This is a genomic window from Quyinboa sediminis (assembly GCF_042219855.1).
Lineage (GTDB): Bacteria > Bacteroidota > Bacteroidia > Bacteroidales > UBA5342 > JBHJHP01.
On sequence record NZ_JBHJHP010000003.1, the window covers coordinates 233,881 to 258,596 of the forward strand.

22 protein-coding genes are annotated in these 24,716 nt (G+C 38.9%); 15 read left to right on the forward strand and 7 right to left on the reverse strand.

Features of this window, described 5'->3' with window-relative positions; all coding sequences use genetic code 11:
- The first annotated feature begins 53 nt into the window (after nt 1-53).
- Nucleotides 54-1,217, forward strand: a complete 1,164-nt coding sequence (locus ACE1EF_RS08970) for a sigma-54-dependent transcriptional regulator (RefSeq protein ID WP_375720313.1) — start codon at nt 54-56, stop codon at nt 1,215-1,217.
- 81 nt (nt 1,218-1,298) lie between these two features.
- Here ACE1EF_RS08970 and ACE1EF_RS08975 read toward each other — a convergent pair whose 3' ends face one another.
- Nucleotides 1,299-2,537, reverse strand: coding sequence for a lytic transglycosylase domain-containing protein (locus tag ACE1EF_RS08975; protein ID WP_375720314.1), 1,239 nt, complete (start codon nt 2,535-2,537; stop codon nt 1,299-1,301).
- Nucleotides 2,538-2,888: 351 nt separating this feature from the next.
- Here ACE1EF_RS08975 and ACE1EF_RS08980 point away from each other — a divergent pair, with 351 nt between their 5' ends.
- The 3 genes from ACE1EF_RS08980 (at nt 2,889) to ACE1EF_RS08990 (ending at nt 4,854) form a co-directional block, all read left to right on the forward strand.
- The gene (locus ACE1EF_RS08980; protein WP_375720315.1) at nt 2,889-3,956 is read left to right on the forward strand and encodes a hypothetical protein; all 1,068 of its coding nucleotides are present in this window, start codon (nt 2,889-2,891) and stop codon (nt 3,954-3,956) included.
- A 137-nt stretch (nt 3,957-4,093) separates the two neighbouring features.
- Nucleotides 4,094-4,480: a response regulator gene (locus tag ACE1EF_RS08985; protein ID WP_375720316.1), complete on the forward strand. Its 387-nt coding sequence runs from the start codon at nt 4,094-4,096 to the stop codon at nt 4,478-4,480.
- Between the two features lie 8 nt (nt 4,481-4,488).
- Nucleotides 4,489-4,854 (forward strand): diacylglycerol kinase family protein, encoded by a 366-nt coding sequence (locus tag ACE1EF_RS08990; RefSeq protein ID WP_375720317.1) that lies wholly within the window; start codon nt 4,489-4,491, stop codon nt 4,852-4,854.
- Nucleotides 4,855-4,940: 86 nt separating this feature from the next.
- Here the strand turns inward: ACE1EF_RS08990 and ahcY are convergent, their stop codons facing one another.
- Nucleotides 4,941-6,341 (reverse strand): adenosylhomocysteinase, encoded by a 1,401-nt coding sequence (ahcY, locus tag ACE1EF_RS08995; protein WP_473774489.1) that lies wholly within the window; start codon nt 6,339-6,341, stop codon nt 4,941-4,943.
- 231 nt (nt 6,342-6,572) lie between these two features.
- On the opposite strand from ahcY, the gene ACE1EF_RS09000 reads away from it, so the two are divergent.
- Nucleotides 6,573-7,115, forward strand: coding sequence for a carbonic anhydrase (locus ACE1EF_RS09000; RefSeq protein WP_375720319.1), 543 nt, complete (start codon nt 6,573-6,575; stop codon nt 7,113-7,115).
- Nucleotides 7,116-7,120: 5 nt separating this feature from the next.
- Here ACE1EF_RS09000 and ACE1EF_RS09005 read toward each other — a convergent pair whose 3' ends face one another.
- On the reverse strand, nt 7,121-8,050 hold the full coding sequence (locus ACE1EF_RS09005; RefSeq protein WP_375720320.1) for a bifunctional riboflavin kinase/FAD synthetase: 930 nt from the start codon (nt 8,048-8,050) through the stop codon (nt 7,121-7,123).
- A 93-nt stretch (nt 8,051-8,143) separates the two neighbouring features.
- Between ACE1EF_RS09005 and ACE1EF_RS09010 the strand changes: the two genes are divergently transcribed.
- The 5 genes from ACE1EF_RS09010 (at nt 8,144) to ACE1EF_RS09030 (ending at nt 13,135) form a co-directional block, all read left to right on the forward strand.
- Nucleotides 8,144-9,082, forward strand: a complete 939-nt coding sequence (locus ACE1EF_RS09010) for a Ppx/GppA phosphatase family protein (RefSeq protein ID WP_375720321.1) — start codon at nt 8,144-8,146, stop codon at nt 9,080-9,082.
- A gap of 42 nt (nt 9,083-9,124) precedes the next feature.
- Nucleotides 9,125-10,159: a zinc-dependent alcohol dehydrogenase gene (locus tag ACE1EF_RS09015; protein ID WP_375720322.1), complete on the forward strand. Its 1,035-nt coding sequence runs from the start codon at nt 9,125-9,127 to the stop codon at nt 10,157-10,159.
- Nucleotides 10,160-10,542: 383 nt separating this feature from the next.
- Nucleotides 10,543-11,673 (forward strand): hypothetical protein, encoded by a 1,131-nt coding sequence (locus ACE1EF_RS09020; RefSeq protein WP_375720323.1) that lies wholly within the window; start codon nt 10,543-10,545, stop codon nt 11,671-11,673.
- Between the two features lie 51 nt (nt 11,674-11,724).
- A complete protein-coding gene (locus tag ACE1EF_RS09025) occupies nt 11,725-12,360 on the forward strand; it encodes a hypothetical protein (RefSeq protein ID WP_375720324.1) in 636 nt (211 codons plus the stop codon).
- Between the two features lie 124 nt (nt 12,361-12,484).
- Nucleotides 12,485-13,135, forward strand: a complete 651-nt coding sequence (locus ACE1EF_RS09030) for a hypothetical protein (protein WP_375720325.1) — start codon at nt 12,485-12,487, stop codon at nt 13,133-13,135.
- 37 nt (nt 13,136-13,172) lie between these two features.
- Here ACE1EF_RS09030 and ACE1EF_RS09035 read toward each other — a convergent pair whose 3' ends face one another.
- Nucleotides 13,173-13,826: an outer membrane beta-barrel protein gene (locus ACE1EF_RS09035; protein ID WP_375720326.1), complete on the reverse strand. Its 654-nt coding sequence runs from the start codon at nt 13,824-13,826 to the stop codon at nt 13,173-13,175.
- Nucleotides 13,823-14,278 carry a type I restriction enzyme HsdR N-terminal domain-containing protein gene (locus ACE1EF_RS09040; protein WP_375720327.1) on the reverse strand — a complete coding sequence of 152 codons (456 nt, stop codon included), beginning with the start codon at nt 14,276-14,278 and terminating at the stop codon, nt 13,823-13,825. The genes ACE1EF_RS09035 and ACE1EF_RS09040 overlap by 4 nt, the downstream gene beginning before the upstream one ends.
- A gap of 52 nt (nt 14,279-14,330) precedes the next feature.
- Between ACE1EF_RS09040 and ACE1EF_RS09045 the strand changes: the two genes are divergently transcribed.
- The 5 genes from ACE1EF_RS09045 (at nt 14,331) to ACE1EF_RS09065 (ending at nt 21,546) form a co-directional block, all read left to right on the forward strand.
- On the forward strand, nt 14,331-15,107 hold the full coding sequence (locus tag ACE1EF_RS09045; protein ID WP_375720328.1) for an AMP nucleosidase: 777 nt from the start codon (nt 14,331-14,333) through the stop codon (nt 15,105-15,107).
- 5 nt (nt 15,108-15,112) lie between these two features.
- Nucleotides 15,113-16,114, forward strand: a complete 1,002-nt coding sequence (gene holA, locus ACE1EF_RS09050; protein WP_375720329.1) for a DNA polymerase III subunit delta — start codon at nt 15,113-15,115, stop codon at nt 16,112-16,114.
- A gap of 529 nt (nt 16,115-16,643) precedes the next feature.
- Nucleotides 16,644-17,339: a tRNA (5-methylaminomethyl-2-thiouridine)(34)-methyltransferase MnmC2 gene (gene mnmC2 / locus ACE1EF_RS09055; RefSeq protein WP_375720330.1), complete on the forward strand. Its 696-nt coding sequence runs from the start codon at nt 16,644-16,646 to the stop codon at nt 17,337-17,339.
- The gene (locus tag ACE1EF_RS09060) at nt 17,336-20,008 is read left to right on the forward strand and encodes a cytochrome c biogenesis protein (protein ID WP_375720331.1); all 2,673 of its coding nucleotides are present in this window, start codon (nt 17,336-17,338) and stop codon (nt 20,006-20,008) included. Before mnmC2 ends, ACE1EF_RS09060 begins: the two co-directional genes overlap by 4 nt.
- A 152-nt stretch (nt 20,009-20,160) precedes the next feature.
- On the forward strand, nt 20,161-21,546 hold the full coding sequence (locus ACE1EF_RS09065; RefSeq protein WP_375720332.1) for a tetratricopeptide repeat protein: 1,386 nt from the start codon (nt 20,161-20,163) through the stop codon (nt 21,544-21,546).
- Between the two features lie 7 nt (nt 21,547-21,553).
- Here the strand turns inward: ACE1EF_RS09065 and ACE1EF_RS09070 are convergent, their stop codons facing one another.
- Both ACE1EF_RS09070 and ACE1EF_RS09075 read right to left on the reverse strand, forming a co-directional pair.
- Nucleotides 21,554-23,074 (reverse strand): family 43 glycosylhydrolase, encoded by a 1,521-nt coding sequence (locus ACE1EF_RS09070; protein ID WP_375720333.1) that lies wholly within the window; start codon nt 23,072-23,074, stop codon nt 21,554-21,556.
- Nucleotides 23,064-24,668 (reverse strand): pectate lyase, encoded by a 1,605-nt coding sequence (locus ACE1EF_RS09075; RefSeq protein WP_375720334.1) that lies wholly within the window; start codon nt 24,666-24,668, stop codon nt 23,064-23,066. The genes ACE1EF_RS09070 and ACE1EF_RS09075 overlap by 11 nt, the downstream gene beginning before the upstream one ends.
- Nucleotides 24,669-24,716 lie beyond the last annotated feature (48 nt).

Genomic DNA, 24,716 nt, shown 5'->3' on the forward strand with positions numbered 1-24,716 from the left:
GTTTAATACCTGTATTATACAATATTTGGTTATTTTTGTTTAAAACTTAATATATGGCAAGTATTCTGGTAATTGATGATGAAAGAAGCATCAGGAACTCCCTTAAAGATATTATTGAATATGAAAATCACGCCGTTGATGTAGCTGAGAATGGTGTTGAAGGTTTAAAGCTGGTACAGGCCGGCACTTACGATATTATCTTTTGTGACATCAAAATGCCTGAGATAGATGGTATGGAAGTTCTTGAAAAGATTAAGGCTCAGAATGAGGAACAACAGGTGGTGATGATTTCAGGCCATGGCGACATCGATACGGCTGTGGAAGCAATAAAAAAAGGAGCATTTGATTTTATTCAAAAACCGATTGATTTAAACCGTTTACTTGTTACCATAAAAAATGCACTGGAGAGAAATACGCTGGTTACCGAGACAAAAGCTTTAAAGAAAAAGCTTTCCGGTTCAATGAAGATGGTGGGTGAATCGGACGAGATTAACCGTATTAAAGACATGATAAAACGGGTGGCTCCGTCAGACGCACGTGTTCTGATAACCGGAGAAAACGGGACGGGTAAGGAGGTCGTAGCCCGTTTGTTACATGAGAACAGTTTACGAAGTAAGGAACCATTTGTAGAGGTGAATTGTGCTGCTATTCCTTCAGAGCTAATAGAAAGTGAGTTGTTTGGTCATGAAAAAGGAGCTTTTACCTCAGCAATAAAACAGCGCAAAGGAAAATTTGAGCAGGCCGACGGCGGTACAATCTTCCTGGATGAAATTGGGGATATGAGTGCTTCAGCACAGGCAAAAGTGTTAAGGGCCTTACAGGAGAACGTGATTACCCGGGTTGGAAGTGATAAAAACATTAAGATAAATGTAAGGGTTATTGCGGCTACAAATAAAAACCTGAAGGAAGAGATTGAAAAGGGCAATTTCAGGGAAGATTTATATCATAGACTGAGTGTAATTATTATTCATGTTCCGGCTCTGAAAGAACGTAAGGAAGATATACCAATGTTAGTTGAGCATTTCAATCAGTTGTTGTCCCAGGAACTGGGCATTGCAACCAAAAAATTTGCGGATAGTGCTATAAGGGAGCTTCAAAACTTGCCCTGGACAGGAAATATTCGTGAACTCAGGAATGTAGTGGAAAGGGTTTTAATTTTATGTGATCTTGAAATTACAGATAAAGATATCAGAACCTATGCCATGCCATTGGAATAGGTAAAAGATATTATTATAATGCTATGCAAAAGGGGCGCTGATTTAATATCAGCGCCCCTTTTCGTATTTTTATTACATCAATTATTGGTTATCTACCAGTAGTGCAGGTAATTTATCTGCTTTTTTAAGTTTTGGAACATTCTTATTCAGCTTTTCATTTTCCTTGTATACAACAAGAGCCTGCCCGGCCTTAAGGTTCTTATCTTCCATATTGTTCCATTTCATAATATCATAAAGGGTACAATTACTGTTCATGGCTATCTGGTGAAAATACTCGCCTCGCTGAACAAAATGTATGGTTTTATATTTCCCTTCAATACCTCCGGCCTCAGCCCGTAAATCATTGTAGTCTTTGGCTTGCAGCTGATATGCATATATTTTGTCTTCATTCAGAATAAACGGTTTTACTGCTCTTTTAGGCAGGTTTATTTTTACTGCATTTTCATATACAGGAATATAGTCCTGTTTATAAACCGGATTAAGCATGCGTAAATCTGTTTCGTTTACGCCGATAACCTTGGATATTTGCTTGTACCATATGGACTGTTTTACTTCAACAGTTTCGACTTCATCATAGTTATATTCAAATTTCGATGATTTAATACCATGGTTGTCATGGAATGACGTAATATAGCATGCAGCTACAAATTTAGGGTAGTAATCTCTAGCTTCTGCTGAAAGATATTGTCTTATGTCCCAGTAATTTGTACTGCCGTCAGCTTTTTCAATCGCTTTTTCAATCATTCCGGGTCCGCAGTTGTAAGCGGTAATTGCCAATTGCCAGTCGTTAAATATCCGGTATAAATAAGACAGGAATTCACACGCTGCTTCGGTTGATTTTACAGGGTCCCTTCTTTCGTCCACATAAGAGTCAATATTAAGATGGAACATTCTGCTGGTGTGAAATAAAAACTGCCATAGTCCTGTTGCTCCCGACCTGGATACAGCGAAAGGATTTAATGCTGATTCCACAACTGAAAGGTTTTTTAGTTCCAGGGGAAGATTGTGTCTGGCAAGTACATCATCGAAAATCGGATAATAATATTCGCTTCTTCCTGCTATGATCGATAACATTTCCGGATTATCAAGAATATAAAAGTCGATATACTTTTTAACATCCCTGCTGTATTCCAGTTTTACAGGCGTGCGTTTATCCAGGTATTCAATATTTGCAGGGTATATCTGATCCCTGTTCTTTTCGAGTAAGGCCATAGCATTTACAGGACTGCTCTCGCTTCTGTTACCACTACCAAGCATGTCAAAACCTGGCTGTATGACCATGAATATGCTTAAAAATATTGTTGTAATTAATATTCTCATAAATTCTAAAGTAGATTATTTCATCCTGTAGGCCGTTACAATAATACGATGAGGAATTGGTTTGAGCAAAAAAAAAGCATTATTTTTTAATTGTAACTGTCACTTAATCAAAAAGTTAAATAAATGTGTTTTTTGTGATACCTCTGTATTTATTAATTATTATTTATTTGAAAACTTAACCTTTATTTGATACGTGTAAGTTAGTTTGATTGTATATTTGAAAAGTACCTGAAGCGAAATAATATGATGCATAAATTTCAAGAAACTACCGGAATATTAAAAATATTACTCCTTTCCGGATTCCTTATTTTAGTGGGATTTGGGAGTTTTTCGCAAAAAAAGGATCAAAACATGATCGAGGTTTTTGGTCAGCTGACCAGTGATTTGGGAACGTTAACAAATGCGGAAATAAAAATTAAGGAAGATGACTTTGACTGGCTTAATGTTAAGTTTAATAAACGTAGTGGAGAGTTTAATTTAGCATTACCTGTTGGACATACCTTTTTATTTCGTTTTACCCAGGATGGTACAATAGCTAAACAAATCTCATTTTCGACCCACACTCCTGAGGAATATCAAAATGTTGAGTTTGATCCTTTCTTCTTTATGGTTCATTTAGAAGACTATACAAATACCCCTGAAATTGATACATTGTTTTACCGGGAGCCTGTTGGTAAAATATTTTTCTCGGAGGAGTTTATCAAATTCGATTATGACAGGGATTACAATCTTTACGTGAAGAATAAAATAGCGCAGGTCAGGGAAGAGGTCCAGTTAAAGCAGCAGTTACTGGCTCAAAAAGCTGAGCAGAGGCGACTTGATTCAATTGCAAGGGCAAATCTGCTTGCTACGACTAAAACGCTCAGGGATACGCTGATTATGGATGAATTAACGGATTTGGATATTCCTGAGGATTCACTGGAACTTGCTGTGGTGGACGAGCCGGTGGATACTGTGGCAGAGGCTTTGTCCGGATCAACGGTTCAAACCATTCAGGATGATACAGTCCTGATAGCTTCGGTTGAACCTGACGAAATAGCCGGAAGTGAGTCAGAGGTGGTCGTCGAAATAAATGAAACACCTGAAAAGTCCGAAGAGACGGTTGTTGAGATATTACCGGAGAAGAATGCAGATGAAACACAACCAGAGAGATCAGAAAGGGTATCTGTTCAGGAGAGAACGGAAAGCAAACCGGAACCTGTCCCTGTTCCTATGGGAAAGTCAAATGGTAATGAGTATGAGTTTTTTGAATACGATAATGCACAGGTAACCAAGATATATGTGACCAGATCGAAGAAAACCATCATATTTTCTATGTATCAGTATAACAACGGAAGTACAAAGTATTATAAACAGCAACCCTTAACAAATGATTCTGTACAGATAAACAGGGATATTTTTACACGCTCAATAAGATAGGAGTACTAAATGACTCGATATTTGATTTTTATTTCTAAATTTACAGTGTGTTATGAATACACAGAATGTTTGTTGATGAATTTAGCGATCTCTTTATTTAGAATGTCAGATGAAGTTAATTGCGCAAAATCTACTATATGGGAGTTTCAGAATCTAAGTACGCAGGTAAGCTTATGTATGTAGCTGAGGATGATGAATATTCATTTATCCTGATTAAGGAGTTTCTTTCCGGCACCGGTTTTCAGATTGAGCATGCGGTAAATGGTGAAATACTCGTTAACCTGGTGAAGAAAAAAGTTCCGGATGTTATTTTGTTGGATATTAATATGCCACAGAAAAACGGGCTTAATGCCTTGAAGGAAATTCGCGCTATGGGTATTAAAGTGCCGGTTATAGCCGAGACCGCTTATGCCATGCCTGATGAACGTCAGCTGATATTGGATTCAGGATGTGACGAATATATTTCCAAACCTATCTATAAATCACAAATGATGAACCTGATTGATAAGGTTCTGCAAAAATAAACTGAAACATGTTCATAAAAAAGGTCCTGGACAGTTTTAGATATGCATTTCATGGGATCTTTTCATTATTTCGTAATGAACGCAATGCACAGATCCAGCTCATCGTGTTTCTGGTCGTCTGCAGCGCAGGTTTCTATTTCTTAATAACAACAACGGAATGGATGATTATCTGTTTATTCAGTGCCCTTGTGTTTGGACTTGAAGCTGTCAATACTTCCATTGAGGGCTTGTCCGATGTGCTTTCCCCCGGATATGATAAAAGGATTAAAAGGATTAAAGATATCGCTGCAGGTGCGGTTCTGATTGCTGCTCTTTTTGCAGTAATAGCCGGTGTGATTATTTTTCTGCCCTATATTTTGCGCTTGTTTAAATGATTCCTCAGGAGCCTGAGCCCGATTATAATAAAAAAACAGGCTGCCATTTCTGACAGCCTGCCTTTATAAGTTTCAAATAGAATATTTTAATACCTGTAATGATCCGGTTTATATGGTCCTTCAACCGGTACACCAAGGTAATCAGCCTGATCCTTTGAAAGTTTTGTCAGTTTAACACCGATTTTTTCCAGGTGCAGGCGCGCTACCTCTTCGTCAAGATGCTTCGGTAAACGGTATACATCCACTTCATAATTGTCTTTATTATCCCAAAGATCGATTTGTGCGAGTGTCTGGTTTGTAAATGAGTTACTCATAACAAATGAAGGGTGACCGGTAGCACAACCCAGATTAACCAGGCGACCTTCAGCTAAAAGGAATATAGAGTGGCCATCAGGATATTTGTATTCATCAACCTGTGGTTTTATGTTGATTTTTTGGATGCCATCCCAGGCTTCCAGTTCGGCAACCTGAATTTCGTTATCAAAATGGCCGATATTGCATACGATAGCCTGATCTTTCATGGCAGCCATGTGTTCAGCCGTGATAATATCTTTGTTACCGGTTGTGGTTACAAATACATTGCCTTCCTTCAGGGCTTCTTCCATGGTGGTTACCTCAAATCCTTCCATTGCAGCCTGCAGCGCGCAGATCGGGTCAATTTCGGTCACGATTACGCGGGAACCATAGGTACGCATGGAGTGAGCACATCCTTTACCAACATCGCCGTAACCTGCAACAACCACAACCTTGCCGGCCAGCATGACATCCGTTGCACGTTTAATACCGTCAGCCAAAGATTCGCGACAACCATAGAGGTTATCAAATTTTGACTTTGTAACGGAGTCGTTAACATTGATAGCGGGGATGAGAAGTTTCCCCTGTTCTTTCATCTGGTATAACCTGTGAACTCCGGTTGTGGTTTCTTCTGATACTCCTCTCCATTCTGCAACTGCTCTGTGCCATTTCTGGGCATCTTCAGCAAGTGTTTCCTTAAGGAGGTTAAGAATGACCTGTTCTTCTTTACTTTTCGCTTTTACATCCAGTACCGAAGCGTTGTTTTCTGCTTCATATCCTTTATGAATCAAAAGTGTGGCATCTCCACCATCATCAACAATAAGTTGTGGGCCTTTGCCTGCAGGAAAGGATAAAGCCATTTTTGTACACCACCAGTATTCTTCCAGGGTTTCTCCTTTCCATGCAAAAACCGGAATGCCAGCTTTAGCAATAGCAGCAGCGGCATGATCCTGTGTTGAGAATATATTGCAGCTCGCCCAGCGAACATCGGCTCCTAAAGCAACCAGTGTTTCAATGAGCACGGCCGTTTGAATGGTCATGTGGAGTGACCCCATGATGCGTACACCTTTTAAGGGTAATGATGACGCATATTTCTCTCTGATCGACATTAAACCGGGCATTTCCTGCTCAGCAATCTCTATCTCTTTTCTTCCAAATTCAGCTAAAGAAATATCTTTAACTTTATAAGGCATAGTTGCGGTTAATGTTTCTAGCATAGTAATGTTTCTTGATTTTAATTCAGGATGCAAATATAAATGTTTTATACCCAACTGTCAAGCAACAAAATGAATCATAAGTTATATTGTGTTAACGCTCAAAATTGTAAGGGGAATTGAGGAATGTGCATCAGCCATAATGCATATTCCGGTATGGTTAAACATTTGTTACATCCCTCTGTTATTAAAAATGACCAATTGATAATTATGGACAGATTAGTAAAGATTAACACAGCAGAAGATATTTTCCCTGAATACCGGAATACACCGATCGGGGATTTAATTGAATATCAGAATCTGGGGAAAAAACATGAAAGTTTTGATTCGGCCCAATTGCTTGTGGGAATGTGTATGGACAACCGGAAACATCTCATCATCCCGGAGAATTTCGCATATATTATTCGATCAGGTGGTGCAAATTTAAGGTACAGTGAGTTTAAGGTATCCTATGCCATTGCAGTAGGCGGTGTAAATCACATTGCTTTAATCGGGCATAACCACTGTGGCATGGTCAATCTTGCAGCCCGAAAGGAACTGTTTATTGAAGGCCTTGTTGACCGGGCCGGCTGGGAAAAAGAAGTGGCAGAAGACCATTTCAATAATTTTGCACCATTGTTTGAGATTGTTAATGAGGTGGATTTTGTGTTGAGTGAAGCCAAACGGTTAAGAAGCAAATATCCCAACATTACTATTGCACCAATGTTATACCTGGTGGAGGATAACAGGCTGTATCTGATCAAAGAGCAATAAATAAACTATTTAGATAGCTGAACCAGGGCTTTCTTCTCGTCGTTATGGAGTTGCCGTATAAGGGCATTGAGGTTTGGGAAAGCCATTTCATTTCTTAAATGTCCAACCAGATGCAGACGGATGGGGGCATCATAAATATCCTTGTCAAAATTCAGAATATTAGCTTCAATGGTTACGTCATCCTTATTTTTGTTTAGTGTAGGACGATAGCCGATGTTAAGCATTGCCGGATACTTTAAGCCCTCAAGCTCTGCCCAGCATGAATAAACACCCTGTGCCGGAATAAGTTTTAAAGGATCATCAAGCTGAATATTGGCAGTGGGATATCCCAGCTTACGGCCTATCTGAACCCCTTTAACAACTTTTCCGCTGAGCATGTATTCATAGCCGAGCATGCGGTTTGCTTTTTTAATATTTCCAACACGCAGATTATCCCTGATCAGGGACGAGGATACAATTTTATTCTCTTCAAAATGTGCCTGAACCCTTTCAATGCCAATGCCATGCGTTTCACATATTGTTTTGTAACTTTCAAAGCCTTTCTCCCGGTCTTTGCCAAAACGATGATCATAGCCAATGATGAAATGCGCCATATTCAGTTTATGGATCAGGTAATGATTCAAAAATTCCGTAGCAGATTGTTTGGCAAATTCTTTTGTAAACTCAAGCACAATTACAGCATCAATGCCGGATTCTTCAAAACGTTTGATTCGTTCATCATAAGATGTGAGCAGTTCTATGCCGGGCTCTTTGTGCAACACTATACGCGGATGAGGCTTATAGGTTACAATAACAGACGGTCGATCCATTTCATGTGCCCTGACAATGGTTCTGCTGAGCAAAATCTGATGTCCGCTATGAACTCCGTCAAACATTCCGGAGGTTACTACCGGATCTTTCAGACCTGTATTTTCTACACTGTAAAATAGCTTCACGACAAGAATTTGATTCAAATATACATGATTTTTTTATGTTGCGAAACTTCAATTTGGTCATGAAAGCTCTATTTTTGTGGAAACGAATTAATTATGATTAAAGCTATAATCGATATAGGTTCCAATACCATTAACCTTTTAATTGCAGAACTACATGAGGGCAGGTTTAAAGTCCTTGAAGATCGAAAGATTCATGCGAAACTGGCACGGGGAGGTATCAATAACAGCACAATTGCACCAGATGCCTTTCAAAGAGGCCTCAATGCCCTGCGCGAACACAGATCACGTTGTGATGAATATGGTTTGGCGGACAATGATATTGTAACATATGCAACAGCTTCTGTACGTGCAGCTTCGAATGGTGATGGATTTGCTGTTGAGGCACTGAACCGCTTTGGTTTAACTGTGCATACCATCGATGGAGAAACTGAAGCTATGTTGATTCATGCCGGAATTAAACACGGCTTTCCTCTGAGTGATGAAAAAATTCTGATTATGGATATTGGCGGTGGCAGCGTGGAGTTTATTATAACTGATCGTACCCATATTTACTGGAAAGAGAGTTTTTATCTGGGAGTAACAAAGTTGCTTGATCGCTTTAATCCTTCGGATCCTCCGTTAAAAGACGAACTGGACAACATTAAGACTTTTGCAGAATCAGAGTTGAACAAACTGTTTTCATCTTTATCAGATTTTAAACCGGTCAGTCTGGTTGGTTCATCCGGTTCCTTTGATACCATCCGTGCCATGATAGAGAACGGCTCATTTACAACCTCAGAAAAACATTCAGCCTCCGCTTTAAAGACATGGTTCAGTATTGACCCGGCAGTACTTCTGAAAATGGCCGATGATTTGTCTTCAATGACAACGGAACAACGGAAGATAGTACCCGGAATGGATGAGATGCGTGCTGAGTATTTTCCTCTGGCTTTTATTCTAATACGGATCGTACTTGAACAAATGCCAAAAACATCCATTTATCAATGTAGTTACGCTCTGAAAGAAGGTGCGTTTTTTTATCATTTTGCATAAATATCTTATGTCTTACGTCTTTTATCTTAAATCTGTTAGAATATGAAAGCAGTTGCTCTTACCAATATAAAAACCCTTGAGGTGGTTGAAATTCCGGAGATTAATGATCCTGCCAATGGTGAAGTTTTGATTAAGGTTAAGTCCGTAGGTGTTTGCGGTTCGGATATGCATTATTACAGGACCGGAAGAATCGGATCACAGGTAGTGGCCTATCCTTTTGTGCTGGGACATGAATTTGCCGGCGAAATAGTCAAAGCGGGAGGGGGAGTTACGAATGTAAGGCCGGGTTCCAGAGTTGCCGTTGATCCGGCCATGTCTTGTGGTGAATGCGATCAATGCAGGGCTGGCAGGGAGCATACCTGCAGAAATCTTACCTTTCTGGGTAATCCCGGACAAGCGGACGGATGCATGAAGGAATACATTATTATGCCTGCAAATACTTGTTTTGAACTGCCGGATAATTTATCATTCGATGATGGGATGTTATGCGAACCATTTTCAATCGGTATTTATGCCGTTAAAAGTTTTGGAAATGTTTCACGTCTGGATATTGGTATTTTAGGTTTTGGTCCCATAGGCATGAGCGTTTTAAGTGCACTGAAACCGAACAAACCTTCATCCGTCATTGTATCTGAAAAACTGGATTACCGTTTAAGAATTGCATCGGGTTTTGGTGCAGATATGGCGGTGAATCCGTTAAAGGAGGATCTTGTAGCTAAAGTAAATGAGGGATATAAAAATCAGTTGGACGTGGTCTTTGAATGTTGCGGACAACAGGATGCGGTGCATCAGGCCATTGAAATGCTGAAGCCCGGAGGTACCCTGATGATTGTCGGGATTCCCGAATTTGATGTATGGCACCTTCCGGTTGATCAGCTGCGCCGCAAGGAAATTACCATCAAAAATGTACGGAGACAGAACCATTGTATGCAGGATGCCATAGATATGCTGACTGAAGTATCATCCGATTTGAAACAAATGATCACCCACAGGGTAGATTATACCAAATCGCAGGAGGTTTATGATCTGGTGGAGGCCTACGAAGACAATGTGATGAAAGCCGTGGTGACTTTCTAAGGCATTTATATATTGAAATATCTTATTAGACAAGCTTCTAATATTCACTAAGTGTTAAATAACATTTATTGAATTTGTCAATTTTAATAAATTATTTGTTATTTTGTAATACCCTGAATTGATAACCACTGACCAGATTATTAATCAATTCAACTTAGTGATTATTATATAAAGTAAAAGGGCAGTACTTTATATTAAAAAAAATACTGCCCTAAATTAACCGGGATTTTCATCCCTTAAACCAATACAAAAATGGAAAAATATTTTATTAATTTTTATGTGGAGTCGTTTTATTCACGGGATGTGAAAAACGCGAGAGTTTACAAAAAGAAATTAGGGAAAGTGTTTTGTTAACAAAGGAACAAGATTTGCTCCTTAAAAAGATGGATGATGCATCAAAAGTATTAGCAAGTATGGCTGATAATAAAGATGTAACTGATGAAATTTCTTTTATTATAAGCAAACACATGTATTCTGATGACTTCGTTTTTTTCAGGGATTTATTTAATCCGGAAGATAACAAAGTATTGAAAAGTGCTGGATTTAATCAATCAGTATTTGAATCTGAATTTGATAGGGCTTTAGATCAAATGAAGTTAAAATCAACTGGTTTTGATGATTTAAAGCAATTTCTTATTGATAACAATCTGGCGCTTTATGTTCCTTATCCGCTTGAAGAATATAATGAAAATAATCGGATCCCAACCATTTCTTTCCATCCATTAGTCAATGATAGCATTAATTGCGGGTATGAATATAAATCTGAAACTGGTTTGAAATCAACGGAAATACTTTCTGATCCTTATGAGATTGTTACAGTGAATGAAGAATATGCAGAAGAAAAACCGGTATATTTAATTGTTCCTAAAGAAATTGAAGAACCTACAGTACCGACTATTGATCCAATTGATCCGGTTGCAACAAATGAAATTAATGAGGTAAAAGTTGGCTGGGTTTATTTAACAAAACAATTAGATGGATTATTTGATGGTGGTTCAGAATTAAGATTTGAACAAGGTGCTGTAAATGTGGGAACTGATGGTCATGTAACAGGAACATTTACCACATATATATCATGTGATATATCCAGATGGCGTATTGGAAAAGCCATGGGTGGTTATGAGTCTGGATTTGTTTCATTAAGTGTTCCATGGGATACAAACTGGAAACCAGAAGAAACAGAAAATATTTTTGGAGTTTGGGAGGAAGACAAGAAATCTGAATTAACCTTTGGATCGACAGCAAAGTTTACATTTGGTCAGGATGTTAAAGATACAACCACAGGTATTGAGTATAAAAAAGGTCAGGAAATCTCTATGTCTATTTCAAAGAAAATCTATTCGCAGGATCAAATAATTTATGTTATGCCTTGGGATAGAAACTGGTATTTTGCTACCAATAAGGCGAATAATGGATGGTCATTTAATGGATCATATTTAAAAGATGGATTTGCTTTCAGAAGATTAAGTAATTATTTGATAATTACAACACCTCACCGTGTTTTAAATTATTGATTACAAGATGGGGGTGCAATTATTTTGCCCCCCCTAATAAATTCAGCAGAAATGAAAAAAATACTTGTATCAATAGCTGTTGTTGTTTGTTTTCAATTTGTTAAAGCACAACCATTTAATATTATTTTTTATTCTGGATATTCTACAGATGGGAAGCATTATTCAGATATCCCGTTAGGAGTTGGAGTAGAATATTTCCCGGTTGAGTGGTTTTCAGTTTTTGCCGGATATGAAAAGTTTAGTTCTGCCTACAATGAATTTGATAATCCCCGGTATGCATTTTATGGGATTGGGTTTAATTCTCAGTTTTCGTATAGTCTTCCTAAATTAGGGTTTAATTATTACCCTTTAATAAATGGGCGAAGTAAAGTTGCCATTGGCACTTTTGTTGGTCGTGGAACTGTGTCACGAAATTCCACACCGTTTATTAGTTATTTAGACAGCCGTGAGTCTGAAGGTAGTGAGAAAATCTATGAAATAGCTATTGTTTCCGGTGATTATAAAAAGAATCTGACAGCCTATGGCGTTCAGTTTATGTATATGTATGAACTTTTAAAGGATCAATTAGACCTGGGATTAAAGATTGATTATACCGGGTTTAAATTTATGGATACGTTTAAATGTTATGTGCCCGATGTAATAGGTGTTAAGTTAAGTGTTGGAATTTTATTAAATAAACCTGAGTAATATGAAATGAGAATAAAATTTTTTAAGCTTACCATAAGTGAATGCTTAAAATAAGTTTTTTTGAATTCCTGAATGTATTGCAAATTTTTTGCAGATCTTCTGCAAAGCAAAAAATTTTAAACAGATGAAAAAGATTAGTTTAATTATTGTTTTGTGTGGTGTTATTGGTTTTCAATTATTTTCACAGGAAAATCAGAACGTAAAATTTTCCGGGAAATCGGGCTATGGATATTTTACAAATATATTTGGCCTTTTTGATGATGATGAGTACTATATACCGGGTAATGAACCCGGACAGCCCGGGCGAATGTTGTGGATGGAATATCAGTACCATTACAAAGATAATATGTCTGTTGGATTATTGTTTGGATCCGGAATTGTAAAGTTTACACACGGCGATATTTTTGATCAAGATATTCTAAATTCAAGGGTGAATGATGAATACTGGATGTTTGGTTTTAACTTTTACAGGTATTTGAATTTCAAAAACTCAAATTTGAGTGTTGGCGTAGGACCTGTTTATATTGATATGAAATCACCTCAGATTAGCTATATGATAGAGCCGGCATATGTTAATGGTGAAGCTGGTTATGTATATTCAAATTTAAAAATGGATTATTATAAAGATCAGATGTTAGGAGTCAATCTGGATATCAATTTTTCGTATAAGGTTTATAAGGGATTATATACCGGATTAAAATGTAATACTTCGGTTGTAATGTATTATGGTTTAGAGAGCTTTCTATTATCGCCTTATCTGGAATTCAGGTTTTAATTTATACCATTTAGTATTATACCATATAGTATAAAATTCAGTTTACATCGCCCGGAATCAGTTTTTCAGGTTTATATTCCGGCCGGGGTTTCCGGTCCCTTGACAAATTCCACGAAACACCCATTGTCACCAGTCCGAGATTGCCGGTTCCGAATTCAAAGTTCATGGCAAAGGCATCTGTGATATAGTAGCGAACTCCGGCGATCGGGCCAAAGGAAAAATCCACGGTTGTATCATCATATTTCTCAGGAAGTTCATTCTGATGATGATAGTTTTCGCGGATGGTCGTATTGGTAACCACCCAGTTTAATCCCAGGGTGACATAAAGATCAAAATCATTGAACCGGACCCTTTTGTTCGTTATTTCTTCAAGCCAGTTTCCATAATGGAAGGATGCCAGGGCTCCAAAACCAATGTTGAAATCCCTGTGAAAGTTAGTGGATAGTGTATCGTTCGTATATTTATTCCTGTAAAACCCAAGTAAAACACCATAGGTGAAGTAATCATTAATAAACCTTTCAACCTGGAATGCAAGTGGTGGTATTTTGTTCATGGAATAACCTTCCCACTGACTTTTGTTGGAAAAATCGGCAAATGAAATGCGGGGTGAGATAAGAAAACTGTCCCTTTTGGTCTGTGCATGAAGGAAAACAGGAATGAATACGAGTAAAATAATTATCAGTCTCTTCATTGAAGTATGGTATTCATATCCGGTATATCGGATAAAAATGTAAACGCGTTGTTGTGCTTGTCAATTTTTCCACAAAAATGCTGCAATCCGTTCGAAATAACAAAATATGTCACATTCAATTTAAGATTGTAATTGCATATCTGATCCATGGTTTTCTGACTGATCTTTATTTCCGGTGCCTTGAATTCAAGAATCATAACCGGTTTCCCTTGTTTGTTGTAAACCACTGCATCACACCGGCGCGACAGACCATTGATTTTTATTTCAGTTTCAACGGCAATCAGTCCTCTCTGATAATTTTTGTAGTTAAGTAAATATGCCAAAAAGTACTGACGGACATGCTCTTCCGGTGTCAGAACCACAAATCGTTTTCTGAAAACATCAAAAATAAGGTTTTTTTCACCTTCTTTTTTTATATTAAACGGATGATCCGGAAGATTTAATCGGGTCATTTTTACTATTTTTGAACATTCGGATAAAAACCGGGTTAAAAATAATGTTCCTATGTTGAAAACCAAAAAAGATATTGTAGAGAATTGGTTACCAAGGTACACCAAACGTAAACTGGAGGATTTTTCCAAATTCATCCTGCTTACCAATTTTAATCATTACGTGGAGTTGTTTTCAAAATGGTATGATGTACCAATAGTTGGAAAGGAAGGCAATATGCCTAACGCCTCAAATGGTGAGATAACCATTATAAACTTCGGAATGGGAAGTGCCAATGCGGCCACTATTATGGATTTATTGCAGGCCATTATGCCAAAAGCAGTGCTTTTCCTGGGAAAATGTGGCGGATTGAAAAAACGGAACAATCTTGGAGATCTCATTCTGCCTATTGCAGCTATCAGGGGGGAGGGAACCAGTAACGACTATCTGCCGCCTGTTGTTCCGGCATTACCTGCGTTTACCCTGCAGCGTGCCGTATCGTCTGCCATACGTGATTTTGAACGTGATTACTGGTCAGGGACTGTTTATACCACCAACAGGAGAGTTTGGGAATACGATAATGAATTTAAAAAATACCTGATTTCAACCCGTGCCATGGCAGTGGATATGGAAACAGCTACTTTATTTACAGTCGGTTTTGCCAACCATATTCCAACCGGCTCTTTATTACTGGTTTCGGATCAGCCTATGATATCAGAGGGTATAAAAACAGATAAAAGCGATACCATTGTTACCCGTGACTATGTGGAAGATCACCTTAAGATCGGGATTGAGTCATTGCGGGAGATTATCATAAACGGACGTTCTGTTAAACACCTGAAATACGACTAATTCAAATGGATCATATCTCTGTTTTAAACGACTTAAAGAACCGGAAATTTAAGCCAGTCTATTTTCTGATGGGTGAGGAGCCTTATTACATTGATCTAATCAGCGATTACATTGAGGATAATGTATTAAGTGAGATGGAGAAGGAATTCAACCAGACGGTTATGTACGGACGGGACGTGGATACGGCTTCTGTTATCAATGCTGCAAAACGGTTTCCGATGATGGCTCCCATGCAGGTTGTAATTGTCAAAGAAGCACAAAACCTTGGTAACATTGACCAGCTGGAACATTACCTGAGACAACCCCAACCTTCCACACTGCTTGTTATTTGTTATAAGTACGGAAAACTCGACAAGCGCAAAAAAGTATATAAAATGCTTGGTGATGTTGGTGTGGTATTTACTTCAGATAAGGTAAGGGATTATAAAATGGGGGATTGGATTACCGATTACTGCAGAAATAACGGTTTATCTATAACACCGAAGTCATCGCAGATGCTGGCTGAATTTTTGGGAACTGACCTGAGTAAGGTTGTTAACGAGATTGACAAACTTAAGCTGGTAATGCCCAAAGACACAAATGAGATTACACCAAAGCTGATTGAAGAGTATATTGGTGTTTCAAAGGACTATAATGCATTTGAGTTACAGGAGGCACTCGCAACACGAAATATATTAAAAGCCAATCGCATCGTTAATTATTTTGCAGCAAATCAGAAAAACTATCCGATGCAGATGGTCATGGTTCCGGTTTTTAATTTTTTCAGTAACCTGATGATCTTTCATTACCTGAAGGATAAGTCAGATGGATCTGTTTCAAAAGCACTGGGGATTAATCCGTTTTTCGTAAACCAGTATAAAACTGCTGCAAGAGTATATAATGCCTGGAAGGTTATGGAGGTGGTATCTTTGCTGCGTGAATACGATGCTAAAAGTAAGGGGTTCGGAAATGTATCGTCTTCTCAGGGTGATTTACTGAAAGAATTGGCCTTTAAAATTATGCACTGAACGTTATACCTCATTTTCATTTAATTTATTATGGCAATACCGGTGATGTTGACTCAGTCCCTGTGGCAGAGGCTGATGAGCTGAGGGTTTATTGATTTCCGGAGGGATAAAAAAGAAAAAGGTAGGCCACTTATCCAAAGCACCGCCTACCTCTTTTGCTAACCTTAAATCTAATACTATGAAAAAAATCCCACAACAAAAGTACACAAATAATTATGTTGGACAACATGTTCGAGCATTAAAATATGTTAAAATAATGCTGTATAACATAAAAATATGTTATCATTTTTTCTGAAATGCCCGGCATCAGAGGCGTGTAGACGAAATTAATTGTTAAAAATACACTTAAAAATAACTTTAAAACGTATAATAGTATTATATTATCCACGGAAGGAACAAATTCTGAATGGATAAAACGGCAATAGAATAGCCATATCAACATTCCTGATTAGAACATGTTAATGTTTAAACTGCGCAAATTGGTCTGAAAATAAGGAAATCTTTGAGAAATCCCGGCTGGTTATTAAAAATGGTTTTAGTTTTACAGGATATGAATACGAGAGAACTTAAAATTGTACAAACCGGAGATAATTCAGGAACATTATTTGTCCCTGAATTAAATGAGCATTACCATTCCTACAAAGGTGCTGTGAGAGAATCACTCCACGTGTTTATTAAGAATGGGCTTGATGAAATTCAAAAGAAGAAAGAAGATATTCAGATTCTTGAAGTTGGATTCGGAACCGGTCTCAATGCGTTGTTGTCGATGGAATATGTAATGAAGCACCCCGAACTTACCTTGAGGTATACCGCGCTTGAGAAATATCCGCTGGACTACAATCTTATAATTCAATTAAAATATACCGAAAATGCAAACAATACGGTAAAGGAGTTGTTTTCTGATATACATCGTGCTCCATGGAATACGGTTTCGGACATAACAGAGCGGTTTTCTCTTTTAAAGATGGAAGTGGATTTAACCGGACTGAGCCGGATGGAAAGCTGTGATTTGGTATATTTTGATGCCTTTGCCCCGGAAAAACAACCGGAGATGTGGGAAGAATCAATCTTTAAAACCATGTATGAAGCAATGAATGTAGGTGGAATCCTTGTAACCTATTGCGCAAAGGGAGAAGTGAGAAGGCGGTTACAACGGGCCGGTTTTACGGTTGAAAGACTGCCGGGACCACCAGGAAAAAGAGAAATGCTCAGGGCAATAAAATGAAACATATAATCTATAAACTTTTTTCAGTTCGGATTCTGGCTTTGCTGGGACTGATTTTTGCCATTGCTATAGCAGTGGCAACATTTATTGAGTATTACCAGGGGCTTGATGAAGCCTGGTATCTTATTTACGATGCAATATGGTTTGAATTTCTGCTCGCCTACATAGCTGTAGGTTCAGTTGTCAATATTTTTTATTCAAAGCTCTACAGAAAAGGGAAGATTGGAATCATGTTGTTTCACCTTTCAATTGCAGTTATTATTATCGGAGCCGGAATAACCCGTTTTACCGGCGAAACAGGTAATGTAGGAATACGGGAAGGAAGTTCATCAGATACGCTGCAGCTTGCTGAAACTGTTTTGAACCTGCAGGTTATTAAGGATGGATCTGTAATCTTTGAGGACCACAAATCGGTTCGGCCAAATAAGTTTAATCAGGATTACTATGATAAAACTGTGAATATCGATGGTAACGAACTAAAGGTTCAGTCTGAAGTATATGCAAAAGGCGAGATGCAGTACCCGGTAACAAAGTTCAGGATAAGTGATCATGGTGAGGTGGCAGAAGCTTTTGTATATCATTATGCACCAAAGTCACCAACGCAGGTAAACTTCAACGATGTTTCAGTTCTATTATCTGTTGATAAAAAGAAGGTCATCCTTCCCTTTAAGATTATGCTTGACAGCTTTATTGTGGAACATTATCCCGGATCACAAAGTCCTTCATCCTTTATAAGTTATGTAAGGGTTAATGATCCTGAAAGAAATAACAGTTTTGATTATTCCATCTATATGAACCATATATTAAAATACAGAGGATACAGGTTTTTCCAGGCTTCATACGATGAGGATGAGTTAGGGACGGTACTGGCGGTCAACCACGATCCTGTTGGTTCTACCGTTACGTATCTGGGGTATTTGCTTCTTGCCCTTGGAATGTTGAAAGCCCTTACAGATAAGAAAAGTCGTTTCCTGAAATACCTTGGAAAGGTTAGAAATACCCAGATCATTTTAATTGGTTTGCTTCTTTCTGCTTTACCTCTATCAGCTAAAGCTGAATCACAGATTACACCTGAAGTCGCAAAAATGTTTGGAAAGGTCTGGGTACAGACCAATGAAGGAAGAATAAAACCAATGAATACTTTTGCCGGTGATCTGTTACGAAAAGTGAGTAGAAAAAGTGAAGAAAAGAACCGGAAGGCTGAAGGCATAATTCTGGAAATTATCAGGAACCCTTCAGCGAGTTCAGCGATACCGTTTATTTACAAGAGCGAAACAGGAATTCCTTTTCTTGATAATAATCCGGAGAACCATATTGCGTATAACGACCTGTTTACTAATGACGGTAAATATATCCTGCAAACCGTTGTTCAGAATATTTATCGAAAACAAGCATCCGAGCGGACTAAAACGGAGAACAATATCCTTGCACTGGATGAGCGCGCGAATATTTTTAACATGCTGCGTCAGGGCAGATTAATAAATTTGTTCCCGCTTCCCGGAAAAGCAGCGGACCAATGGGTTGATCTGAGGTCGGTGCCTGATCTCCTCATGTCTGCGGATAGCCTGGCCGGTAATGCGTTTTCAGCATTCTATATGAATTTTTTCAGTAATGATCCGGAAAAGTTTAAACAGGCCATGGACTTTGTGGATAGCTGGCAAAAACAGTTTGCATCAGATATTTTGCCTTCAGACCGAATGCGTAACATCGAATTGCTGTATAACAAGCTGAATGTGTTTGAGCGCTTGTCGCTGTTTTACGGGCTTATCAGTTTTGTGTTTCTTATTGTTGCCATTGTTGCACAGGTGAATCGCAATAAACTTTCCCGTTATTTGTCCACAGGATTAGGCGTTCTGCTGATTGCAGCGGCCGTTTTTCATGGATTTGGTTTATTGCTTCGGGGAATAATGACCGGACATGTTCCGGTAAGTAACGGTTATGAAACTATGATTTTTATATCCTGGATCAGTATGCTTATTGGAATTTACTTCTTCAGAAAATCTGATATAACATTTGCCCTGCTTGGCCTTTTGTCTGCTTCTGCACTCATGGTGGCTCATCTTAGTTTTATGAATCCTCAGATTACACCTCTGGTTCCTGTATTGAAATCCGTCTGGCTTAATATCCATGTAACCGTAATTACGTCAAGTTATGCATTTTTGGGAGGTAGCGCTATGCTGGGTTTAATAACGCTTTTGTTAATGTCTGTGCTTACAGAAAAAAATGCACCACGAATTTCGGGAACGATTCGTCAACTGATTGTGATTAACCGCATGATCCTGATTCCAGGGCTTTATCTGATTACCATTGGCTGTTTTCTTGGTGGGGTATGGGCAAATCAATCCTGGGGAAAATACTGGGGATGGGATCCGAAAGAAACCTGGTGCCTCGTCTCTGTTCTGGTGTACAGTCTGGTAGCGCACTTTAATCACCTTCCCGGTTTAAAGGGAAGTTTTTATTACGTTGCAGGATCATTACTGGCATTTTCCACCATCCTTATGACATACTTTGGAGTGAATTATTTTCTGGGAGGCATGCACTCCTATGCTGGTGGCGGTAGTATTTATACCCTTCCATCCTGGATATTTTATGTGGTGATTTTGCTGATAGTACTACTCATTTTATCCTATAACCGTTATAAAAAGGTGTATGCCGAAGTGGGGTGTTAATAACTTTTTAAAATATTAACATACTTAATGGGTGGCTTAACACACAGTTTTTGAGTGCTTTAATAGTTTTATCGCTGTGATTTTTAAAAATTATGGCAATTACCTATTGTCACAGCCAAAATATCTTACAAAATTTGTTCAAAATAGCATATATGCATCAAAAACAGTTTAATCAGGACGGAAATCACAACAATGATGTTGTAAGTCGTTATGAGGATATGCTTTTCCAGCAAAAGATTGGATATTTTGATGTTGAAGAGTTTGAAAGTCTGACAGAATACTATCTTAATCATATGAAGGTTAAGAAGAGCCTGATTGTTGTTGAAGAAGGGTTAAAACAGCATCCCGGATCAACAAGCTTATTTTTGTGGAAAGCACGTGTTCTGCATAAAATGGGGAAATACAATACTGCCCTGGGAATCATCGAAAAACTTAGCTTTAAAATTTATGATGAAGAGGTTCTTATGCTTGAAGGAGAGCTGCTTCTGCGCATGGATAAATTTCAGGCGGCGAATGATGTTTTTGAAAATCTGCTAAAAACAAGCGATGATGAAATAGACAGAATGTGCCTGGATATCGCTTTTCTGTATATGGGGATACAGCAACCCAATGTGGCACTGTACTATCTGAAGAAGGGATTAATGCATAATCCGTTTAATATAGATCTTCTGTTTGAACTGGCACTGAATTCTGAAGAAAACGGAAAGTCGGATCTGGCCATAACCTATCTCAATCAGTTGCTGGATGTAGATCCGTATAATGAAGAAGCTTGGTATAACATGGGAATGTCGCATAATTCCAATGAAGATTATGATAAGGCTGTTGAGGCCTTTGATTATGCACTGGTTATTGATCCGGGCTTTTACAACGCCATATTTCAAAAGGGCATCGCCTTACTCAGACAGGACAAATATCAGGAAGCACTTGATTCCTTTCAGCAATTTCTGAAAACCGAAACCCATAACGAGGAAGTATTGATTTATCTGGCAGAGTGTTATGAAGGTTTGGGGGATTATGTTTCTGCGGAACAAACCTATTATTCAATTCTGGAAGCTGAACCCGAAGTTTATGATGCCTGGATTGGTCTGGGCTTTTGCAAACAATCTACAAAGGATTACATAGAAAGTGTAAATTGTTTTAAAAAAGCTCTGGAAATGGATGAAACTGATGACGAGGCATGGACGGGAATGGCAGAAAGCTATTTTTATTCTGGTTTTAAAAGAGAAGCATCAGAAGCCTTTACCCGTTCACTAAAGCTAAATCCTGAACAGGAAGATGTGTGGGTTATGCTTATTGCTCTGCGTATTGAAAATAATGAATTGGAGGAAGCACGTTCTGCCTTGAGCATGGCAATATCTATCATCGGTGATAATGAAAGTTTACTGGAATTGAAACGGTTGCTGGATATTCTGGTTAATGGTGAATATGCAAAAATACAGGTTGCCACAGAATCAGGAGCTGATCTTAAATTTAAAGGAGACCGGTTCAATATGGTTGATCTCAGTAAATTTATTGATCCTGATCAGTTAAAGAACTAGGCTGTCTTCACAGACTTTTGTAAACGAAATTGTCAAAAGACGTTTGTCCGTCTCCAAAACAATATATCCCCGGTCTTAGACTCATAAATCCTCCGAATACATTATGATTAAATCCGGTAGCATCGATGCTGCGTTCCAGTTTTCGCCAGTTTGTTCCGTTATCACTGTAATAAAAGCTTATTTCATTTTCATCGTTTAGTATTTTCAGATATCCGTGATCTCCGAAAGCATTTGATTCCCTTATCTTGGCATTATTCCGGTTAAATACAGTGAACCTTGATTTACTGACTTCGATTCTCATATTACCTTCATCGTTATAAAAAAGGCACAGACCTGATGTAACGTCTCCCTTTAAGCTATACTCTACTGATACTTCATATTTACGGTCTCCGGCATTCACCAGAAGGGGCGTTGTTGACTTAAAGGAGTTGCCATTGGCATTCATAATCAGTTTGCCGTCTTCTATACGGGTTCTGTTCGCGTCATAATCGCGAAAATACTGCCATTGCAGGCCGGGTTCATCACCCGAAAAATCATCGGATAAACTGCCGGATAATTTGATTGGACTGCCGGAAGGAGACTTAATTTTATCAAAGCTTTTTATACCATCCGGAACCTTAAACCAGAGATCTTCGGTCCATTCAATGGGTAACAACAGCGTCTGCCGTCCAAGGGTTTGAAAACACTTTTCATAGCCATGATACATGATCCACCAGTTTCCTTCCGTATCATCAACCAGGGTCCCATGGCCCTGGCACCACCATCGTTCTTCCCGGCTCTCTGTGTGGATTACCGGATTGTAAGGTGAGTTTTCAAACGGACCCAAAGGTGATTTGGATCGTGCCGAAACAACCATGTGTGCTGTTGCAGGTCCTGCTGTTCCTCCTTCAGCAACTGTAAGGTAGTAAATACCATCTTTTACCGTCATTTTAGGTGATTCCAGACAAAAACACTCAGTGCTCCATTCTTTAGGATATTGCCAGCCATCGTATACATGTTCCGGTTCACCCTGAACGGACAAGCCATCTTCCGAGAGTCTGACGATAAACCCCTTAGACAGGTAGAGATAACGGTTCCCCTCGATATCTGTCATGTGTCCGGGATCGATAAACCCTCTAAGATTCAGATCAATGGGATCGGACCACGGACCTGCCGGAGAATCTGCAGTGACAACCCAGTTTGTGCCGCCTGCAGGAAAGTAGATAAAGTAGCGGTTATTGTATTTTATAAAATCAGGTGCCCATACAGATCCGACATAGCGGTGCAACGCATGCGAAATCCTTTCCCAGTGTATCAGGTCTTTGGAATGCCATATCAGTAATCCGGGATAGTACTCAAACGAGGAGTGCGTCATATAATAATCTTCTCCATCGCGAAATACTGACGGGTCGGGGTAATCTCCTCCCAATACCGGGTTTTCAAAATATGACCCGGTCTCCTGGTGCGAAGGATCAGCTTTTTCAGTGGAAAGATTACATGAACTCAGGACTAATACAGCTATGACAGACCATAATATACTATTCTTCATTTTTTGTTTTTTTTAGGTAATTTATCAAGGTCAGCATATTTCTTATGTACTGCGATGTGGAGATATATTCCTGATCGGACGGATCACGGTATGGTGAAGTATCGGTTTCATCTCCAACAAAGGTTGTGGCATATTCATCTGTTTCTGTTTGATCTTTGCCGTCTCCTATATACGGATGACTGGTCATTGCATGTTTGATTAACCATCTGTGTTGATCGTCAAGCGCATTAATAATTTCAATGACCTGTGCTTTGTCCGGGCTGAATCGATATCCAAAACGGTTAAGATTGTAATATTTTTGGGGTGTTCCTTCATGCATAAAGGGGGCAGGCGTTATGGGAGAATCTTTGAGAAGCTCACTTACAGGCATTTTAGCGATACGGCTATATTCTTTTTTTAATTGTTCCAATGGAACCCTGCTTTTACCGTAATAGTGGGATGGAAGGTTCTTGTCATTTTCATCTGTATAGTAACGTCCATATTTTTCATTCGATCCTCTCCGGTGAACATAAACAGGTGCATTCGTTTTAACATTTACAAATGTTGGATGGGTCCGTTCACCCTCCGTTTTATCCTCCGGAAGTTTGGTCGCTTCAAGCCAACTGATTGCTTTGGGTACACCATTGAGAAATTTTCTGTTCCCTGTATACTGGTAAAAACGAAGAAGTAGAAATGCGTTTTCACATGTTGTTGAAGGTAAGTAGGCTAATGGCTCAAAAGTACGTGCACTGGCGGGTTTCATATCCATATCCAATTGTTGTGCCCATGCACCACAACTATCCTGTGATTGCAGGTAAAAATCCATACCTTTCCTGATGGGCTCAAGAAAACGTTCTTCGCCGAGGGTCAGATAACACTGGATCAGGAAATGAATATTCTCCCAGGTTACATCGTCATTAAAGGTGTAATATGAAGTATAGTCAGGAAATCCCTGTTTTATAAAATCTTCTTTATGCGGATACCGTTGAGGCCATCCACCCGCAGGATACTGGCTTTCCAGTATGAAATTTATGGCTTTATCCAGTGATGGTTTGTATTTTGGATCCAGTTTCTCAAGATATAACTGCAGCAAAAAGCGGGCAGCATCACTTGAAACATCATCATCGAATGTGGAGTTGCCATAGTAATGCTGAAATTCTTCCAGTCGCCAACCGTTTTTTCCAATGGTTTTGTACCAGTATTTTAGCGATTTGTCTCCTGCAAAATCCACCATGTAATTCCATCCACCTTCAGGATTCTGTCCCCAGATAATCGCTGCAGCTGCTTTTTCTGCTGCTTTGTAATAATATTCGTTACCGGTTGTATGATATGCTTCCATAAAGATATGCCCCATGCTGACCGTTCCGGGATGCTGAAGCCATATCATGGTAGGGTAGGCCTCCATTTCGCCCCAGCGTCTCGACATATCCGGCAGGTAATTCCAGAGATATCCTCCATTTGTACTGACGCTGTCCACCATAAACCGTGTGGCATTATACATGGTCTCCTTAATCCTTTCGTTTAAGGTATCTTTTGTCTGACCCAAAAGAATCTCCGCAGAGCAAATAGAAATGCCCAGAATTCCCAGGAATAGAAGTGTGGTCTTTTTCATCATGATATGGGTTGGAAGTTAAATTTCTATAGTAAAGAACAAAAAGGGAAG

Coding starts and splice junctions, on each gene's coding strand:
- ACE1EF_RS09065 (WP_375720332.1), top strand. CDS start 20,161: ATGCATCAAAAACAGTTTAATCAGGACGGAAATCACAACAATGATGTT.
- ACE1EF_RS08990 (WP_375720317.1), top strand. CDS start 4,489: ATGTTCATAAAAAAGGTCCTGGACAGTTTTAGATATGCATTTCATGGG.
- ACE1EF_RS09060 (WP_375720331.1), top strand. CDS start 17,336: ATGAAACATATAATCTATAAACTTTTTTCAGTTCGGATTCTGGCTTTG.
- mnmC2 (WP_375720330.1), top strand. CDS start 16,644: ATGGTTTTAGTTTTACAGGATATGAATACGAGAGAACTTAAAATTGTA.
- ACE1EF_RS08985 (WP_375720316.1), top strand. CDS start 4,094: ATGGGAGTTTCAGAATCTAAGTACGCAGGTAAGCTTATGTATGTAGCT.
- ACE1EF_RS09010 (WP_375720321.1), top strand. CDS start 8,144: ATGATTAAAGCTATAATCGATATAGGTTCCAATACCATTAACCTTTTA.
- ACE1EF_RS09075 (WP_375720334.1), bottom strand. CDS start 24,668: ATGATGAAAAAGACCACACTTCTATTCCTGGGAATTCTGGGCATTTCT.
- ahcY (WP_473774489.1), bottom strand. CDS start 6,341: ATGCCTTATAAAGTTAAAGATATTTCTTTAGCTGAATTTGGAAGAAAA.
- ACE1EF_RS09035 (WP_375720326.1), bottom strand. CDS start 13,826: ATGAAGAGACTGATAATTATTTTACTCGTATTCATTCCTGTTTTCCTT.
- ACE1EF_RS09025 (WP_375720324.1), top strand. CDS start 11,725: ATGAAAAAAATACTTGTATCAATAGCTGTTGTTGTTTGTTTTCAATTT.
- ACE1EF_RS08975 (WP_375720314.1), bottom strand. CDS start 2,537: ATGAGAATATTAATTACAACAATATTTTTAAGCATATTCATGGTCATA.
- ACE1EF_RS09000 (WP_375720319.1), top strand. CDS start 6,573: ATGGACAGATTAGTAAAGATTAACACAGCAGAAGATATTTTCCCTGAA.
- ACE1EF_RS09045 (WP_375720328.1), top strand. CDS start 14,331: ATGTTGAAAACCAAAAAAGATATTGTAGAGAATTGGTTACCAAGGTAC.
- ACE1EF_RS09015 (WP_375720322.1), top strand. CDS start 9,125: ATGAAAGCAGTTGCTCTTACCAATATAAAAACCCTTGAGGTGGTTGAA.
- holA (WP_375720329.1), top strand. CDS start 15,113: ATGGATCATATCTCTGTTTTAAACGACTTAAAGAACCGGAAATTTAAG.
- ACE1EF_RS09020 (WP_375720323.1), top strand. CDS start 10,543: ATGGATGATGCATCAAAAGTATTAGCAAGTATGGCTGATAATAAAGAT.
- ACE1EF_RS08980 (WP_375720315.1), top strand. CDS start 2,889: ATGATCGAGGTTTTTGGTCAGCTGACCAGTGATTTGGGAACGTTAACA.
- ACE1EF_RS09070 (WP_375720333.1), bottom strand. CDS start 23,074: ATGAAGAATAGTATATTATGGTCTGTCATAGCTGTATTAGTCCTGAGT.
- ACE1EF_RS09040 (WP_375720327.1), bottom strand. CDS start 14,278: ATGACCCGATTAAATCTTCCGGATCATCCGTTTAATATAAAAAAAGAA.
- ACE1EF_RS09030 (WP_375720325.1), top strand. CDS start 12,485: ATGAAAAAGATTAGTTTAATTATTGTTTTGTGTGGTGTTATTGGTTTT.
- ACE1EF_RS08970 (WP_375720313.1), top strand. CDS start 54: ATGGCAAGTATTCTGGTAATTGATGATGAAAGAAGCATCAGGAACTCC.